This window comes from Mediterraneibacter faecis (assembly GCF_055383675.1).
The window spans coordinates 3102611-3117926 of record NZ_AP043803.1 but is presented as its reverse complement, the minus strand read 5'-3'; the positions used below and the strand labels follow the sequence as shown (position 1 = coordinate 3117926).

The 15316-nt window shown below is 41.4% G+C and carries 16 protein-coding genes; 15 read left to right on the top strand and 1 reads right to left on the bottom strand.

What is annotated here, in order from left to right:
* Positions 1-74: 74 nt before the first annotated feature.
* Complete coding sequence (locus ACZ47Z_RS14735) at positions 75-1295, top strand: tyrosine-type recombinase/integrase (RefSeq protein ID WP_055157120.1); 1221 nt, start codon at positions 75-77, stop codon at positions 1293-1295.
* 322 nt (positions 1296-1617) lie between these two features.
* On the top strand, positions 1618-2070 hold the full coding sequence (locus ACZ47Z_RS14730; RefSeq protein WP_054752758.1) for an Hsp20/alpha crystallin family protein: 453 nt from the start codon (positions 1618-1620) through the stop codon (positions 2068-2070).
* 250 nt (positions 2071-2320) lie between these two features.
* Here ACZ47Z_RS14730 and ACZ47Z_RS14725 read toward each other — a convergent pair whose 3' ends face one another.
* The gene (locus tag ACZ47Z_RS14725) at positions 2321-3841 is read right to left on the bottom strand and encodes a sodium/proline symporter (protein WP_464525702.1); all 1521 of its coding nucleotides are present in this window, start codon (positions 3839-3841) and stop codon (positions 2321-2323) included.
* Positions 3842-4310: 469 nt separating this feature from the next.
* Between ACZ47Z_RS14725 and nagA the strand changes: the two genes are divergently transcribed.
* From nagA to dnaB, 13 genes are all read left to right on the top strand, one after another.
* Complete coding sequence (nagA, locus tag ACZ47Z_RS14720) at positions 4311-5435, top strand: N-acetylglucosamine-6-phosphate deacetylase (protein ID WP_270376881.1); 1125 nt, start codon at positions 4311-4313, stop codon at positions 5433-5435.
* A gap of 120 nt (positions 5436-5555) precedes the next feature.
* Entirely contained in the window at positions 5556-6281 is a 726-nt protein-coding gene (gene nagB, locus ACZ47Z_RS14715) for a glucosamine-6-phosphate deaminase (protein WP_117541344.1), read from the top strand.
* 192 nt (positions 6282-6473) lie between these two features.
* Positions 6474-7223 carry a copper homeostasis protein CutC gene (locus tag ACZ47Z_RS14710; RefSeq protein ID WP_054752764.1) on the top strand — a complete coding sequence of 250 codons (750 nt, stop codon included), beginning with the start codon at positions 6474-6476 and terminating at the stop codon, positions 7221-7223.
* A 107-nt stretch (positions 7224-7330) separates the two neighbouring features.
* The gene (locus tag ACZ47Z_RS14705) at positions 7331-8221 is read left to right on the top strand and encodes a Cof-type HAD-IIB family hydrolase (RefSeq protein WP_117914257.1); all 891 of its coding nucleotides are present in this window, start codon (positions 7331-7333) and stop codon (positions 8219-8221) included.
* Positions 8222-8278: 57 nt separating this feature from the next.
* Entirely contained in the window at positions 8279-8914 is a 636-nt protein-coding gene (locus ACZ47Z_RS14700) for a lactate utilization protein (RefSeq protein WP_054752766.1), read from the top strand.
* A 21-nt stretch (positions 8915-8935) separates the two neighbouring features.
* Positions 8936-9784: a class B sortase gene (srtB, locus tag ACZ47Z_RS14695; RefSeq protein WP_054752768.1), complete on the top strand. Its 849-nt coding sequence runs from the start codon at positions 8936-8938 to the stop codon at positions 9782-9784.
* 1 nt (position 9785) lies between these two features.
* Positions 9786-9974 carry a DUF951 domain-containing protein gene (locus ACZ47Z_RS14690; protein WP_015527516.1) on the top strand — a complete coding sequence of 63 codons (189 nt, stop codon included), beginning with the start codon at positions 9786-9788 and terminating at the stop codon, positions 9972-9974.
* A 127-nt stretch (positions 9975-10101) separates the two neighbouring features.
* Positions 10102-10389 carry a 30S ribosomal protein S6 gene (rpsF, locus tag ACZ47Z_RS14685; RefSeq protein WP_015527517.1) on the top strand — a complete coding sequence of 96 codons (288 nt, stop codon included), beginning with the start codon at positions 10102-10104 and terminating at the stop codon, positions 10387-10389.
* Positions 10390-10405: 16 nt separating this feature from the next.
* On the top strand, positions 10406-10852 hold the full coding sequence (locus ACZ47Z_RS14680; RefSeq protein ID WP_015527518.1) for a single-stranded DNA-binding protein: 447 nt from the start codon (positions 10406-10408) through the stop codon (positions 10850-10852).
* Between the two features lie 21 nt (positions 10853-10873).
* The gene (gene rpsR, locus ACZ47Z_RS14675; protein WP_015527519.1) at positions 10874-11140 is read left to right on the top strand and encodes a 30S ribosomal protein S18; all 267 of its coding nucleotides are present in this window, start codon (positions 10874-10876) and stop codon (positions 11138-11140) included.
* A gap of 206 nt (positions 11141-11346) precedes the next feature.
* Positions 11347-13392, top strand: a complete 2046-nt coding sequence (locus tag ACZ47Z_RS14670) for a DHH family phosphoesterase (protein WP_054752773.1) — start codon at positions 11347-11349, stop codon at positions 13390-13392.
* Between the two features lie 2 nt (positions 13393-13394).
* Positions 13395-13844 (top strand): 50S ribosomal protein L9, encoded by a 450-nt coding sequence (gene rplI, locus ACZ47Z_RS14665; RefSeq protein ID WP_020437012.1) that lies wholly within the window; start codon positions 13395-13397, stop codon positions 13842-13844.
* A gap of 15 nt (positions 13845-13859) precedes the next feature.
* The gene (gene dnaB / locus ACZ47Z_RS14660) at positions 13860-15215 is read left to right on the top strand and encodes a replicative DNA helicase (RefSeq protein ID WP_020437011.1); all 1356 of its coding nucleotides are present in this window, start codon (positions 13860-13862) and stop codon (positions 15213-15215) included.
* The last annotated feature ends 101 nt before the right edge of the window (positions 15216-15316 follow it).

The window sequence follows — 15316 nt, the reverse complement described above, 5'->3', positions numbered from 1 at the left end:
TGTAGTATAATAAGAAAGGACAAAGCACGCTGTGAGAACAAGAAAAGAGGCTTTTTCAGAAAGGAATGGTTCTCATGGCAATTAGTAGAAAAGACCCAAAAGGAAGAAAATTAAGAGAGGGCGAAAACTGGCGTAATGATGGAAGATACAGTTATCGTTATACAGATGTAAGAACAGGCAAGAGATTGACAGTCTATGCACAAGATTTACCAGAGCTTCGAGAAAAAGAGAAGCAGATTGCAAAAGATATGGAAGATAACATATTGACAGACGGAGCAATCAAAAAAATGACGCTCAACACGTTATTTGAGCGTTATATGGAAACTCGTGAGCTGGCTGATACTACAAGAGTTAGTTATGTTCGTGCTTGGGAAAACAGAGTAAAAGACGAGATTGGAAATATTAAAGTTGTTCAGCTTTTACCCTCACATATTAAAGCGTATTATGCGAAACTTTCCAAAGCTGGATATGCTTATTCTACAATCAAGTATATTCACAACCTGCTTTATCCTGCATTAGAAATGGCTGTTGATGATGATATTATCCGAAAGAACCCTGCAAAAAGTTCCATTAGTGATTATGGAAAAACAGCAGAGGAAAAAGAAGCCTTAACAGTTTCTCAACAAGAAAAGTTTATGGAGTTTGTAAAACAGAGCAATGTCTATAACACATATTATCCTATGTTTACCATAATGATTGGTACGGGGTTAAGGTGTGGGGAGCTTATTGGTCTTACATGGAAAGATATAAACATCAAGGCAAAAACGGTTAATGTAGACCACCAGCTCATTTATAAGAATTTAGGCGACGGTTGCAAGTTCCATATCTCTACACCAAAAACGGAGTCGGGTATTCGTATTATACCTATGACACAAGAAGTTGCAAAAGCCTTTGAGGAACAAAGGAAAATCAATTTTATGCTTGCAAAGGATAAGAGCATTGAGGTGGACGGGTATTCGGGGTTTGTCTTTACAGCAAAATCGGGCAGACCGCTTATGCCGAATGGCGTAAATAGTGTTTTATACAACATTGTAGACGCATATAACAAAACCGAAGTAGAGAGAGCAAAAAAAGAGCATAGGAAAGCAGAGCTGTTACCAAAGTTTTCAGCTCATGTAATGCGTCACACAGCTTGTACCAGAATGGCAGAGTGCCGTATGGATGTAAAAGTTCTTCAATATATTATGGGACACGCTCATATAGATGTAACAATGGAAGTGTATAACCATATTGGAGAGCTGACAAGGATTGAAAATGAGATTGCAAGACTAGATAGTATGGTGTTAAATGCTTGACACCACAAAAAGAGAAATTGGTGTCAAATTGGTGTCAAAACAGAAAAAATCACAATTTCAAAAGAAATAAGATACTGCAAACCATTGATTTTAAAGGGTTTGCAAAAAAAATCTCAAAAAATTAGCACTCACCTCTTGACATGGCTAAAAACTGCGTGCTATATAATAAGTAGAACAAAGGAAGACAGAGAAAAAGAAAAGAAATGAACTTCTGAAATCCTCCGAATGTTCTGACAACAACTGCGAAAGCAGCTTATATAAATTGTGAGATCTTCTCACAAAAGGCAACAAAGTTAGTTAGCATTGAAAGGAGAAATGACTTATGATGATGCCTAGTATTTTTGGAGAAAACTTATTTGATGATGATTGGATGAACTTCCCATTTGAGCAGGACTTTTGGGGAAAGAAGAATCCGTTATACGGTAAACACGCTAAGAACATGATGAAGACAGATATCCGTGAGCATGACGCAGGATATGAAGTAGATATCGATCTTCCTGGATTCAAGAAAGATGAGATCAGCATTGAGCTTGAGAATGGTTATTTGACCGTATCAGCTGCTAAGGGTCTTGATAAGGATGAGGAAGACAAGAAAGGTAAATACATCCGTAAGGAACGTTATGCCGGAGCAATGCAGAGAAGCTTCTATGTAGGTGAGAACCTTACACAGGAAGATATCAAAGCAAAATACGAGAATGGTATTCTGAAACTGTCAGTGCCGAAGAAAGAGGCAAAACCAGTTGAGACAAAGAAAACAATCGCAATTGAAGGATGATTTGAACACTGATGTGAGTCAGGTGTCAAATGTCGAAGGGGCTTATGTAAGCCCCTTCTTTTTGTATATAAATAAGATAAATATGAATCATAAACGCACAAAAAATCAGCCGTAAATATTTACGACTGATTTTTTGACTTTATAATACATTTGTAATTTACGCGAGCAACGAGCCAAAGTCCGTGCTTGCACGAGACCTTGGCGACTGCCGCGATAACTTGAGAAACTCGCGGAGCGTGTTTCTCATAGTTTATTCAGTTTCCGCTTTGATTCCCTGATCGAAGATTTCAACAGCTTTTTTATTTGGTTCAGCAGTAAGCTTTGCTACAATAACAGCAATCAGAAGACTTGCAAAGAATCCAGGGACAATCTCGAAGATACCTGTGGCATCTGTCATTCCTGTGAGCAGCCATCCGAGATCTACAACGAATCCGGAGATTACACCTGCTACAGCACCCTGGTAATTAAAGCGTTTCCAGAACAGTGACAGTAGAATCGCAGGTCCGAAAGAAGCACCGAAAGCGCCCCATGCATTTTCAACCATATCCATGATAGCCTGAGCACCGCTTCCCTTGGAGTTTGCGATACCAAAAGCAATCAGGGAGAGGATCAGTACGAGGATACGTCCAACCATCAGAGTCTCTTTTTCAGAAGCATTTTTTCTGAAGAAAGGCTTGTACAGATCTGCTGTGAAGGAGCTGGATGCTACCAACAGCTGGGAATCAGCAGTGGAGATCGAAGCGGCGATGATCGCTGCAAGCAGAAGTCCACAGATGCCTGCCGGGAAGAATCTTCGCGCCATAGCAATGAATACAAGTTTCTGATTTCCCTGAGTGAGCAGTTCAGCGCCCATAACCATTCTGCCTAAGTAAGCAATCAGGACAGCAGAGAACAGTGAGATGATTACCCATACAATTGCTACGATAGAAGATTTCTTGATCATGGATGGTTTCTCGATAGACATAAAACGCACCAGGATATGTGGCATACCGAAGTATCCTAATCCCCAGCCAAGTCCGCTGACGATATCCTGCCAGCTGGCATCAAAGATACCGCCTCCGAAAGCACACTGTGTTACAGCGCCTGTAGCAGCATCAGTATACTCATATACTGTAGTAAGAGCAGTAGGATCCAACAGATCACTGTGACCGATGCAGACTACGAGAGGTACAAGCATCAGTGCAAGCATCATCAGTAATCCCTGGAAAAAGTCTGTCCAGCAAACTGCAGCAAAGCCACCAAAGAATGTGTAGGCAACAATGATCAGCAAGAATGCGAACATAGCAATCTTAGGAGAAACTGTCGGGAACAGTGTTGTGAATACAGAAGTACCGGCTACCAGTGCAGATGCTACATAAATTGTATAAGCAAATAGGAAGATCAGTGCACATGTCAACTGCAGTGATCTGGAGTCTGTTGCAAAACGATTTGTCAGATACTGTGGTAATGTGATTGCATCATCTGCAGCTTTAGAGAATGTACGCAGACGTTTTGCGCACAGAATCCAGTTAGCAGCTGTTCCTAATGCAAGACCGATACCGATCCACATCTGTCCGAAACCGAAAGCTAAGATCGATCCCGGAAGTCCCATCAGCAGCCACGCAGACATATCGGACGCCTGTGCGGACAGTGCTGTTACCCAAGGCCCCATAGATCTTCCACCAAGGAAGAAGTCCTCGGAGTTCTTATTGGTACCGTTAAAGTAAAATACTAATGCTACGCCAAGCAAAATGACGAAATACGCAATAAAAGTAATGATTTCCCAATTCATATTCTTTTATCCTTTCCTTATGTTATTTTATATGATGATATCGGGCAGGATTGTAAGAAGGCATAGCATTTGTACAATCCATAGGTATCAAAATCATAATTGAAGGCATTTTTAACCCACAATAACATTTAATTTACCGCAATTAGGCAGATATTGTCAATAGTTTGGGGGAAACTACTATTGTTTCAGGTGTTTCTTAGTTACTGTTCACTCCCGTGTCAATCACTCCGCTGATTGACACGGGAGTGAACAGTAACGTTTCTTATAGTTCTGCGGTTAGTGGAAACGGACAGAGATTTTTTGATAAATTATGAAATATTGATGGAATCTCACTTTGTATTGTGAGATAATAAAAAAGTAAGAGTTGTATTGCTGCTCGTAAGTCACTACGAACAGTAATATATCCGTATCTGTTCAGTATCTTCACAGATACCAGTATTCTAAAAAGTAGAAAACGAGGTAGAACAACATGAAACTGATCAAAGAGAAGAAGATTTATACTGGGGACGGTGTGATCGAAAATGGCTATATCCGCTTCGATGAGAAGATTGAAGAAGTCGGAGATATGACAGGATTTGAGCCGAAAGAAGATGATCTTGAGGTGAACTGTGCCGGGACGATGGTGGTTCCGGGATTTATCGATATTCATAGCCATGGTGGTTATGGAAAAGATAATATGGATGCTACACCGGATGAGATTGATGAGATGGTTAAGCAGATGACAAAGCAGGAGGGAATCACAACTTACTTCTGTACAACTATGACTCAGACCTATGAGAACATCGAGAAAGCAATGCAGAATATTCATGATGCGGCACAGAAGAACCCGGTGATCAAAGGAATCCACGTAGAGGGACCATTTATCTCAACTGTGTTTAAGGGAGCACAAGATCCTTCTTATATTAAGAAACCGGATGAAAACACACTGGAAAAATGGAATGAGATCAGTGGTGGACTGATCCGTATTGTTACCTATGCACCAGAAGAGGCTGATCCGTCATTTGAGACATGGTGCAGGGAAAATGGAGTTGTCTTAAGCGCAGGACATTCGAATGCATTATACGGGGAATTGAATGCAAGCGGAGCAACACATGTGACTCATCTTTACAATGCACAGCGAGGACTGAATCACAGAGAGCCGGGGGTGACAGGATATGGTATGCTGGCAGAAGGGGTACATGCAGAGCTAATCTGTGACGGAAAGCATATTGTACCGGATATGGTGAAACTCGCATGCAAAGTAAGAGGGTATGATGGAATCGAGCTGATCACAGATTCCATGCGTGCGAAAGGAATGCCGGAAGGAAAGAGCGAACTGGGCGGACAGGTCGTAATCGTAAAAGATGGTATGGCAAAACTGGAAGACGGAACAATCGCAGGAAGTATCCTTACATACATTCAGGCATTTAAAAATGTTATGGAATTTACAGGTGCTACAGTTGAAGATGCAGTAAAGATGACCTCTGGAAATCAGGCGAAAGAGTTCGGACTTGATTCTAAGGGGGCTATTGCAGCAGGAAAAGATGCAGACATGGTTGTATTAAATGAGGACTTTGATTTAGTACAGACAATCAGCTATGGTAAACTCGCATAAGGAATAAGAAGTTATAAAATATATCTACAGAAGCAGGAAGCAAATAGATTTGATCTATGAAAATATGGGGTGGCTTCCAAAGCACTCGATATAAATATAATGAAATGAGAGGGTATTAAAATGGAAGTAATTGTAAAGAAGAATTATGAAGAGATGAGCAAGGCAGCGGCAACATTGTTTGCAGCAGAGATCATGGAGAATCCAAAGACAATCCTTGGAATGGCAACAGGATCCACACCGGTTGGTCTGTATAAAGAGCTTGTTAAAATGTATGAGGCTGGAGATCTTGATTTCTCTCAGGTTACTACATTCAACCTGGATGAGTATATCGGGCTGGCACCGGAGCATGATCAGAGCTATCATTATTTCATGAATGACAATCTTTTCGATCATGTAAATATCAATAAAGAGAATGTACATGTACCGGATGGGGTTGGATTTGAAGCTGGAGAGGCAGGAAAAGCTTACGAAGAACTGATGGCAAAGACAGGACAGGTAGAAATCCAGTTGCTTGGACTTGGATGTAATGGACATATTGGATTCAATGAGCCGGCAGATGAGTTTACAAAGGTAACAGGAGAAATCGACCTGACAGACAGCACAATTGAAGCGAATAAGCGCTTCTTTGAGAAGAAAGAAGATGTGCCGAGAAAAGCTGTTTCTATGGGAATCGGAACAATTATGCGTGCAAAGAAGATCGTACTTCTTGTAAACGGAGAGAATAAAGCAGAGATCCTGAAAGAAGTAGTAAACGGACCGGTTACACCGAAGGTACCTGGAAGTATCTTACAGTTCCATCCACATGTAACAGTGATCTGTGACGAAGAGGCAGCAAAGTACCTGTAAGATGCATTCAAGCCAAAACATGCATCCTCCGTGTCAATCAGCGAAGTGATTGACACGGGAGTGAACAGTAACAAGCTTATAGCAGCTTGTGTCCAGAGAGATTTCTTAGTAAACGATAAGAACCATGAAGAAGCTGCCAACGGCAGCTTCTTCTGATATGTAGAACTTTAACATAGAAGGAAAACAGAACATATGAAAACAAAAATATTAGAAGCATGCACAGATTGTGTACAATCAGCGATCAATGCGCAGAAAGGTGGCGCAGACCGAATCGAGCTTTGTAGTAACCTTGTGATTGGAGGACTTACTCCGGGAAAAGCATTATTTGATCTTGTAAAAAAATATACAGACATCAAGACGAGAGTTCTTCTTCGTCCGAGATATGGAGATTATTGCTATAACCAATATGAATTTGAACAGCTAAAAGAGGAAGTTCAGATGTACTGTGAGATGGGAGCTGATGGAGTTGTCATCGGAATGCTCAATCCGGATGGTACATTGGATACAGAGCGAATGGCAGAACTTATCAAGGTAGCAGGAAATAAAGAGAAAGCGCTTCACCGTGCATTTGATGTCTGTATAGATCCGACGAAAGCACTCGAAGAAGCCATTGAACTTGGATTTGATACGATTCTGACAAGTGGACAGAAAGAAACTGCGTGGGAAGGAAAAGAGATGCTGAAAGCACTTCAGGAAAAAAGCGCAGGAAGGATTGAGATCCTTGCGGCAAGTGGGATTGGTGCGGAATCAATAGAAAAATTACTTCCGTATACAGGAATTACTTCTTATCATATGTCTGGAAAGATTGTAGTGGACAGTATGATGAAATATAGAAAAGAAGGAATCGGACTTGGATTGTCGGAACGTGGAGATTATGCGCTCTGGCAGACTTCGGAAGAAGAAATCGTGAAAGCAGTAAAGGTTTTAAAAACAACAGGTTAACTTCAACAGACGTGTCTTGCACAGCTTCACAAAAACAGTTATACTCATAGGCAAAGGCAAAAAATATATTTATAAGACAAGAAAGTTTTAACAGGAGAAAGCGGATTATGATCAAAGTAATAGCAAGTGATATGGATGGAACACTTCTTGGAGACAATCACAAAGTAGCACCGGAGACAGTAGAAGCGATCCGTGAAGCACAGGCGGCGGGAATCCGCTTTATGATAGCAACCGGAAGAAGTTATAATGGAGCAATGGAAGAATTAAAAGGTCTGGATCTGGGCTGTGATTTCATTGTGGGCTCAGGCGCAGAGATACGCAACCCAAAGGGTGAAATTCTAAAAAGCATAGGATTTACATATGAGATCTGCAATGAGGTGGCAAAGGTATTGGAAGAATATCCAATCTCGGTATTGTATTGCGCCGGACCTTATGAGTATCGTGTGGGAACACCGGAGGAAGTAGAGGAGAGTATTGTTCGTCAGATTCAGCTGTTCCATTTATCTGAGTGCAGAGATCAAATAGAGCAGTCAGAACTTTATAAGCGAGTGAAGGCAAATTCAAGACGAATCGATTCTGTGGACGAATTAGAGAAACAGGGAATTATAATCCATAAGATTTTCCTTTTCACAGGCGATCTGGAGATGCTTGATAAGATCAAGCGCAGACTGATGCAGAATCCAGAACTCGCAGTTGCGTCTTCTTTCTATAATAATCTGGAAATCACGGTAAAAGGAGCGGAGAAAGGACCTGCGATTCAGGAATATATTGAATCTTTAGGTTATACAAAAGAGGAAGTGATGGTGTTTGGAGACAGCCTGAACGATTACTCTATGTTGTCTATGGATTTTGGCGCAACTGTCGCGATGGAAAATGCAGATGAGGAAGTGAAGCGGGTTTCAAAATATGTTACAAAGTCAAATGAAGACTTAGGGGTGGCATATACTATTCATGAACTGTTGAAAAAGCAGGGGAAAATCAATTCAAATCGTGAATAACTTTTCAAAAAATGAAACTGTATGTTGATAACACAAAATGAAAGCGAGGCAATTAAGATGGATGTAAGACAGAAAAGAAACAAAGTACTTGGAGAACGTGTGGTGAAAGCACTTGAATCCAGAAATATGGATGCTTATTATGCTGAGACAAAGGAAGAAGCAGTGCAGAAAGCACTGGAGTGGATTCCGGAAGGAAGTACGATCAATATGGGAGGTGCCTCTTCCGTACACGAATGCGGTCTGATTGATGCGATAAAATCCGGAAACTATAATTTCTGTGACAGAGATAAAGCAGCTACACCGGAAGAGAAACAGGAAATCGCGAGAGCAGCTTTTTCCTGTGACTGGTTTCTTGGAAGTGTGAATGCGATGAGTGAAGATGGAGTGTTCATCAATATTGACGGAAATGCAAACCGTGTAGCAGCATATGCATTTGGACCAAAGAATGTACTTCTAATTGTTGGTATGAACAAAGTTGTAAAGACACAGGAAGATGCAATGAGCAGGGCAAGAAATGAAGCTGCACCTGTAAATGCACAGCGTTTTGGAATTGATACACCATGTTCCAAGGCTGGAAGCTGCTTTGACTGCAAGAGCCCGGAATGTATCTGTTGTCAGATTCTGGTAACAAGATTCAGCCGTCAGAAAGGTCGTTTCAAAATTATTCTTGTAGATGAAAATCTTGGTTTCTAGTAGCTGGAGAAGGGAAAAAGAATGGGAAGAAATAGAAAGAAGCCGGTGCGCCACAGATTAGAAAAGCGACAGAAACGAAGCAGGCAAAAGAAAAAAAGCGGTTTATTTGATAAAGTAACAATGGTGATCCTGGTTGTGGCAGTCTGTGTTTTTGCATTTTCGCTTTATCAGCTGGTACGCACAATGGTGCCATATTATTCTGGTGGAAAAGAGTATGATAAGCTCAAAAATAAAGCAATCACTGTACAGGAGCAAACAGATGATCCGGGAGATGTATCGGGAGACACATTTAAAGTAGATTTTGATGTGCTTTTGCAGGAAAATCCAGATACGGTAGCCTGGATCCGGTTTGATGAACCATCAATTATCAGTTATCCGGTTGTAAAAAGTGCAGATAACAAAGAATATCTGACAAAGACGTTTTCCGCAAATGATAATAAACTGGGTGCAATTTTCATGGACATGAAAAATAAGAGTGATTTTTCAGATAGAAATACAATGATTTATGGACATAACCTGAAAGTTGGCGGAGAAATGTTTTCGCAGCTGAAAAAGTATGAGGAAGAATCTTTCTATAAAGAACATCCGAATTTCTATATTTATACACCGGATGGAAAAACAAGGACTTATACCGTGTTTTCAGCAGCTGTCGTGAAGGATACTGCAGATCAGTATAATCTGACTTATGCGACAGACGAAGCGTTTGAGAGTTATTTGAAAATGTGTAAAGAAGATTCAGCATATGACACAGGAACAGAAGTGAATGCGCAGTCTCAGATTGTCAGTCTTTCAACTTGTACCAATGTAAAAGAAGATGAGAGATTCCTTTTGCAGGGAGTATTGACGGCGACAGACGGAGGAGAAAATTAGAATGGCAGACAGATTTGATGTAGGCGACATTATTAAGATGAAGAAACCGCATCCATGCGGAAGTCAGGAGTGGGAGATTCTCCGGGTCGGAGCGGATTTTCGTCTCAAATGTATGGGCTGCGGGCACCAGATCATGGTGCCAAGAAAATTGGTAGAAAAAAATACAAGACAAATTACAAAAAAGGCTTGAAACAACAAATTCTTTATGGTATTATAAGAAACTGTGACATGCTGATGGAACAATTCCAATCAGTCATTCAATTTCCTTGTTCCCGGGAGGAACCGGGGGCCAAGAGACCATAAGGAGGTAAAATAAGATGAATAAGTATGAATTAGCTGTTGTTGTAAGCGCAAAACTCGAAGACGAAGCAAGAGCAGAAGTAATCGAGAAAGTGAAAGCAATGATCACTCGTTTCGGCGGTAATGTAACAGACGTTGATGAGTGGGGCAAGAGAAGATTCGCTTACGAGATCCAGAAAATGAAAGAAGGATTTTATTACTTCATCCACTTCGAGGCTGAAAGTACAGTTCCAGCTGAAGTAGAGCAGCGTATCCGCATTATGGACAATGTACTCAGATATTTATGCGTGAAACAGGAAGCATAAGCGGAAAGAGGTATATATGAATAAAGTAGTTTTAGTAGGACGGTTAACAAGAGACCCAGAAGTGAGATATTCACAGGGAGACAATGCTACAGCGGTTGCAAGATATACACTTGCTGTAGATCGCAGATTCAGAAGAGACGGTGAGCCGACAGCGGATTTTATTCCGTGTGTTATATTCGGACGTTCCGCAGAGTTTGCTGAGAAGTATTTCCATCAGGGAATGCGTGTCTCTATTTCCGGACGTATCCAGACAGGAAGCTACACGAACAAAGATGGTGTGAAAGTATACACAACAGAAGTGATCGTGGAAGAGCAGGAGTTTGCAGAGAGCAGAGCCGAGGCAGAAGCTAACAGAGCAAGTTTCCAGCGTCAGTCTGCACCGAGTCCGGCACCTAGCGCAGATGCAGGTGATGGCTTCATGAATATCCCGGATGGTATCGATGAGGAGTTACCGTTTAACTAAGTCGGAAAGGAGATAACCATCATGGCTTACGAAAAAGGAAGCAGACCAGAGGGTGGATTCAAAAGAAGAGGTCCAGCTCGTAGAAGAAAAAAAGTTTGCGTGTTCTGTGGTAAAGAGAACAACGAAATCGATTACAAGGACGTTGCAAAATTAAAAAAATATGTTTCTGAAAGAGGAAAAATTCTTCCTAGAAGAATTACAGGAAACTGTGCTAAGCACCAGAGAGCTCTTACAGTAGCAATCAAGAGAGCTAGACACATTTCTCTTATGCCTTACGTTCAGGACTAATTGAGATAATTAGCTAATAGCAAGATCGAATTTTTGGAGAAATTCAGAAATTCGATCTTTTTGCTTTTTCTAATTCATTTTTGCGTGTTTTTTTGCATAATACAACCTATAGCATCTTAGGGGAAAAGATGCTATAATAGATTAGCTATATTGTAATTAGTCACAGATGATGGTGATTGATAGTAGTCCCAGGTGAGGTATTAGTTATGAAAAGGAATAAAATGCAGCTGAAGGGACAGCTCAGAATGTACATGCGATGGCCGCTGATCATGACACTTCTCTTGATTGGCATGGATGTATGGATGTACATGGTGGACAAGAAAGCCGGACTTTTGATGTCAGTGATCATAATTATATATGTAGGAATCGCTTTTTCGCTGTATTTCTATAACAGATCTTTGATCCTGGCAGATCTGATCCAGTTTTCAGTACAGTATAAAGGTATTGAAAACCGGTTGCTCAAAGAACTGGCAATTCCCTATGCGATTGCGCTGGAGGATGGGAGGATTCTGTGGAAGAATGATTGCTTTTTGAATCTGACAGAGGGTCAGAGAAAAGAACGTTATCTGAACCGTATGATTCCAGAATTACATCCGGGTGTATTTCCAAAAAATGATGTGGATCATGTAGAATTGGAAGTAACCTATCGTGAAAGAAGTTATCAGGCAGAGCTTCGAAAAGTATCATTGGAGGGATTCAGTGAGAAAGAAGAGTTGCTTCAGATTCCGGAAGAGCAGGAATATTTTGTTGCAGTTTCTTTAAGAGATGTAACAGAACTGAATGCCTACATCCGAGAGAACGAAGATCAGCGAATGATTGCCGGATTGATTTATATTGATAACTATGATGAAGTTATGGAGAGTGTTGAGGAAGTCAGACAATCCCTTCTTGTGGCATTGATTGACCGTAAGATCAATAAGTATATCGGAGATGTAGATGGTATCGTAAAGAAACTGGAGAAGGATAAATACTTTATCGTACTTCGAAAGGATGCTTATAAAAAGCTGAAAGAAGACAAGTTTTCTCTTCTGGAAGAGGTAAAACAGGTTAATATCGGTAATTCAAGATCGGCAACACTGAGTATTGGTTTGGGATTGAATACGGCAACGTATGCGTTGAGCTACCAGTATGCGCGTGTGGCAATCGATCTTGCACTTGCCAGAGGCGGAGATCAGGCAGTTATTAAGGATTGTAACGGAATAACTTATTTTGGTGGTAAGAAGGAGCAGACAGCGAAGAATACACGGGTGAAGGCGCGTGTTAAAGCTGAGGCACTTCGAGAGTTTATTGTGACCAGAGACAAAGTTATTGTTATGGGTCATAAGATTGCTGATCCGGATTCTTTTGGTGCATGTATGGGTATTTACCGTGCAGCAGTAAGTCTGGAAAAAAAGGCACATATTGTGATCAATGAAGTTACAGGATCTGTTCGTCCGTTGTATGATGAGATTTTGGAGAGCCCTGCATATGAGGATGATATTTTTATTACGTCAGAACAGGCATTGGATTATGTGGATGACAATGCAATGGTCATTGTAGTAGATACGAACAAGCCACAGATGACAGAGTGTCCGGAACTCTTGAAGAAATCAAAGATGATTGCAGTGCTGGATCATCACAGGCAGAGTAGTAATATTATTGAGAACGCGGTACTTTCTTATGTGGAGCCGTATTCTTCTTCCACTTGCGAGATGATCGCAGAAGTTCTACAGTATATGGTAGATGACATCAAATTCCCGGCACTTGAAGCAGAGTGCATGTATGCCGGAATTATGATCGATACGAGAAACTTTATGAACCGTACAGGTGTGAGAACCTTTGAAGCAGCAGCATTTTTGAGAAGATGCGGTGCAGATATTACACGGGTACGCAAGATGTTCCGTGATGATATGGCATCTTATCAGGCCAAGGCTGAGGCAGTCCGCAATGCAGAAGTTTATCGTAAGGAGTATGCGATTGCAGTATGTCCAAGCGATATTGACAGTCCTACAGTGCTTGCAGCACAAGCGGCGAATGAATTGCTGGATATTAGCGGAATAAAGGCTTCTTTTGTATTGACAGAATATGAAAATAAGATTTATATGAGTGCGCGTTCCATTGATGAAGTGAATGTTCAGATTATCGCGGAGAAGCTCGGTGGAGGCGGTCATATTAATTCTGCGGGAGCACAGTTTGACCACACGAATATGCATGAAGCAGTCAGTGCATTAAAAGAGACCATTGATAAAATGATAGAAGAAGGAGATATTTGACAATGAAAGTTATTTTATTACAGGATGTAAAATCTCTTGGAAAAAAAGGAGAGATCGTAAACGTAAATGATGGATATGCAAGAAACTTTATCCTTCCAAAGAAGCTTGGACTGGAAGCAACAGGAAAGAATCTGAATGATCTGAAGCTTCAGAAGAATAACGAGAAAAAAGTTGCGGAGGAGAACCTGGAGGCCGCGAAAGAACTTGCAGCTAAGATCGCAGAAGCTAAAATTGTAACACACATCAAAGTTGGAGAAGGTGGAAGAACTTTCGGTTCTGTATCAAGCAAAGAGATTGCAGAGGAAGTAAAAGCACAGTTGAATCTTAATGTTGATAAAAAGAAGATCCAGTTAAAAGAAGCGATCAAGACACTCGGAACACACAACGTGTCTGTAAAGCTTCATCCACAGGTTACAGCAGAACTGAAAGTAGTTGTACAGGAAGAAGCATAAGGAGACGAAATCTTTATGGATATGGAAGCAGCAATGAAACGAATTCCTCCGCACAGTGCGGAGGCAGAGCAGGCAGTGCTCGGTGCGATGCTGATGAACAAGGAGGCCATCACGGTGGCCTCCGAGATATTATCAGGGGATGATTTTTATCAGACAGCATATGGAATCTTGTTTAATTCTATGGTGGAACTGTTTCATGCGGGAAAACCGGTCGATCTGATCACCTTGCAGGAATATCTGAAAGAAAAGGATGTCCCGCCAGAGATCAGCAGTATGGAGTTTGCAAGAGATTTGCTGATGGGAACACAGACTTCTGCGAATATCAAGAGCTATGCTGAAATTGTACGTGAAAAATCAATCATGCGTCGCCTGATCAAAGTAAATGAAGAGACGGCAAATGCCTGTTATCTGCAGAATCAGCCATTAGAGGAGATTCTGGAAGATGCACAGAAGCAGGTTTTTGCACTTGCAGAGACTGGGAATTCAGAAGAGTATGTACCGATCAAGCAGGTTGTACTCAATGCATTGGATGTAATCGAGCGTGCGTCTAAGACAAAAGGAACAGTAACAGGAATTCCGACAGGATTCATTGATCTTGATTATAAGTTGTCCGGTCTGCAGCGCTCAGACCTTGTACTGATCGCAGCCCGTCCTTCCATGGGTAAGACAGCGTTTGTATTGAATATCGCACAGCATGTGGCATTTCGTCAGAATAAAGCAGTAGCAATCTTCAGTCTTGAGATGTCCAAAGAGCAGTTGGTAAACCGTCTGTTCTCATTGGAGTCTCATGTGGATGCACAGATACTAAGAACCGGTAATCTGTCAGATACGGATTGGGAGAAGTTGATCGAAGGAGCCGGAACAATAGGATCATCAAGAATGATCATTGATGATACGTCAGGTATTACGATTTCAGAGATGCGTTCAAAGTGTAGAAAATACAAGCTGGAGATGGGACTTGACCTGATCATTATCGACTACTTACAGTTGATGAGCGGAAGCAATTCAAGAAAGAATGAGAGCCGTCAGCAGGAGATTTCTGAGATCTCACGTTCTTTGAAAGGTCTTGCCAGAGAATTGAATGTGCCGGTGCTTGCACTGTCACAGCTGAGCCGTGCGGTTGAGCAGAGAACAGATAAGCGTCCGATGCTTTCAGACCTCCGAGAGTCCGGAGCAATCGAGCAGGATGCCGATGTCTGTATGTTTATCTATCGTGATGATTATTATAATCCTGACACGGAAGATAAGAACATTGCAGAAATTATTATCGCAAAACAGAGAAACGGCCCGATCGGTACCGTGCGTCTTGCGTGGATGCCACAGTACACTCGTTTTGGAAACGAGCTGCGTCAGCAGGATCAGGAGATATAAAAAAGAAAAGGACAGGCACTTGTTGGAGAGCGCCTGTCTTTTTTCGGTATACAAATCCAATAAATCTACCGGTATGTGCAGTGTGCAATTAGAAATCGCAG

Coding starts and splice junctions, on each gene's coding strand:
- ACZ47Z_RS14735 (WP_055157120.1), top strand. CDS start 75: ATGGCAATTAGTAGAAAAGACCCAAAAGGAAGAAAATTAAGAGAGGGC.
- ACZ47Z_RS14730 (WP_054752758.1), top strand. CDS start 1,618: ATGATGATGCCTAGTATTTTTGGAGAAAACTTATTTGATGATGATTGG.
- ACZ47Z_RS14725 (WP_464525702.1), bottom strand. CDS start 3,841: ATGAATTGGGAAATCATTACTTTTATTGCGTATTTCGTCATTTTGCTT.
- nagA (WP_270376881.1), top strand. CDS start 4,311: ATGAAACTGATCAAAGAGAAGAAGATTTATACTGGGGACGGTGTGATC.
- nagB (WP_117541344.1), top strand. CDS start 5,556: ATGGAAGTAATTGTAAAGAAGAATTATGAAGAGATGAGCAAGGCAGCG.
- ACZ47Z_RS14710 (WP_054752764.1), top strand. CDS start 6,474: ATGAAAACAAAAATATTAGAAGCATGCACAGATTGTGTACAATCAGCG.
- ACZ47Z_RS14705 (WP_117914257.1), top strand. CDS start 7,331: ATGATCAAAGTAATAGCAAGTGATATGGATGGAACACTTCTTGGAGAC.
- ACZ47Z_RS14700 (WP_054752766.1), top strand. CDS start 8,279: ATGGATGTAAGACAGAAAAGAAACAAAGTACTTGGAGAACGTGTGGTG.
- srtB (WP_054752768.1), top strand. CDS start 8,936: ATGGGAAGAAATAGAAAGAAGCCGGTGCGCCACAGATTAGAAAAGCGA.
- ACZ47Z_RS14690 (WP_015527516.1), top strand. CDS start 9,786: ATGGCAGACAGATTTGATGTAGGCGACATTATTAAGATGAAGAAACCG.
- rpsF (WP_015527517.1), top strand. CDS start 10,102: ATGAATAAGTATGAATTAGCTGTTGTTGTAAGCGCAAAACTCGAAGAC.
- ACZ47Z_RS14680 (WP_015527518.1), top strand. CDS start 10,406: ATGAATAAAGTAGTTTTAGTAGGACGGTTAACAAGAGACCCAGAAGTG.
- rpsR (WP_015527519.1), top strand. CDS start 10,874: ATGGCTTACGAAAAAGGAAGCAGACCAGAGGGTGGATTCAAAAGAAGA.
- ACZ47Z_RS14670 (WP_054752773.1), top strand. CDS start 11,347: ATGAAAAGGAATAAAATGCAGCTGAAGGGACAGCTCAGAATGTACATG.
- rplI (WP_020437012.1), top strand. CDS start 13,395: ATGAAAGTTATTTTATTACAGGATGTAAAATCTCTTGGAAAAAAAGGA.
- dnaB (WP_020437011.1), top strand. CDS start 13,860: ATGGATATGGAAGCAGCAATGAAACGAATTCCTCCGCACAGTGCGGAG.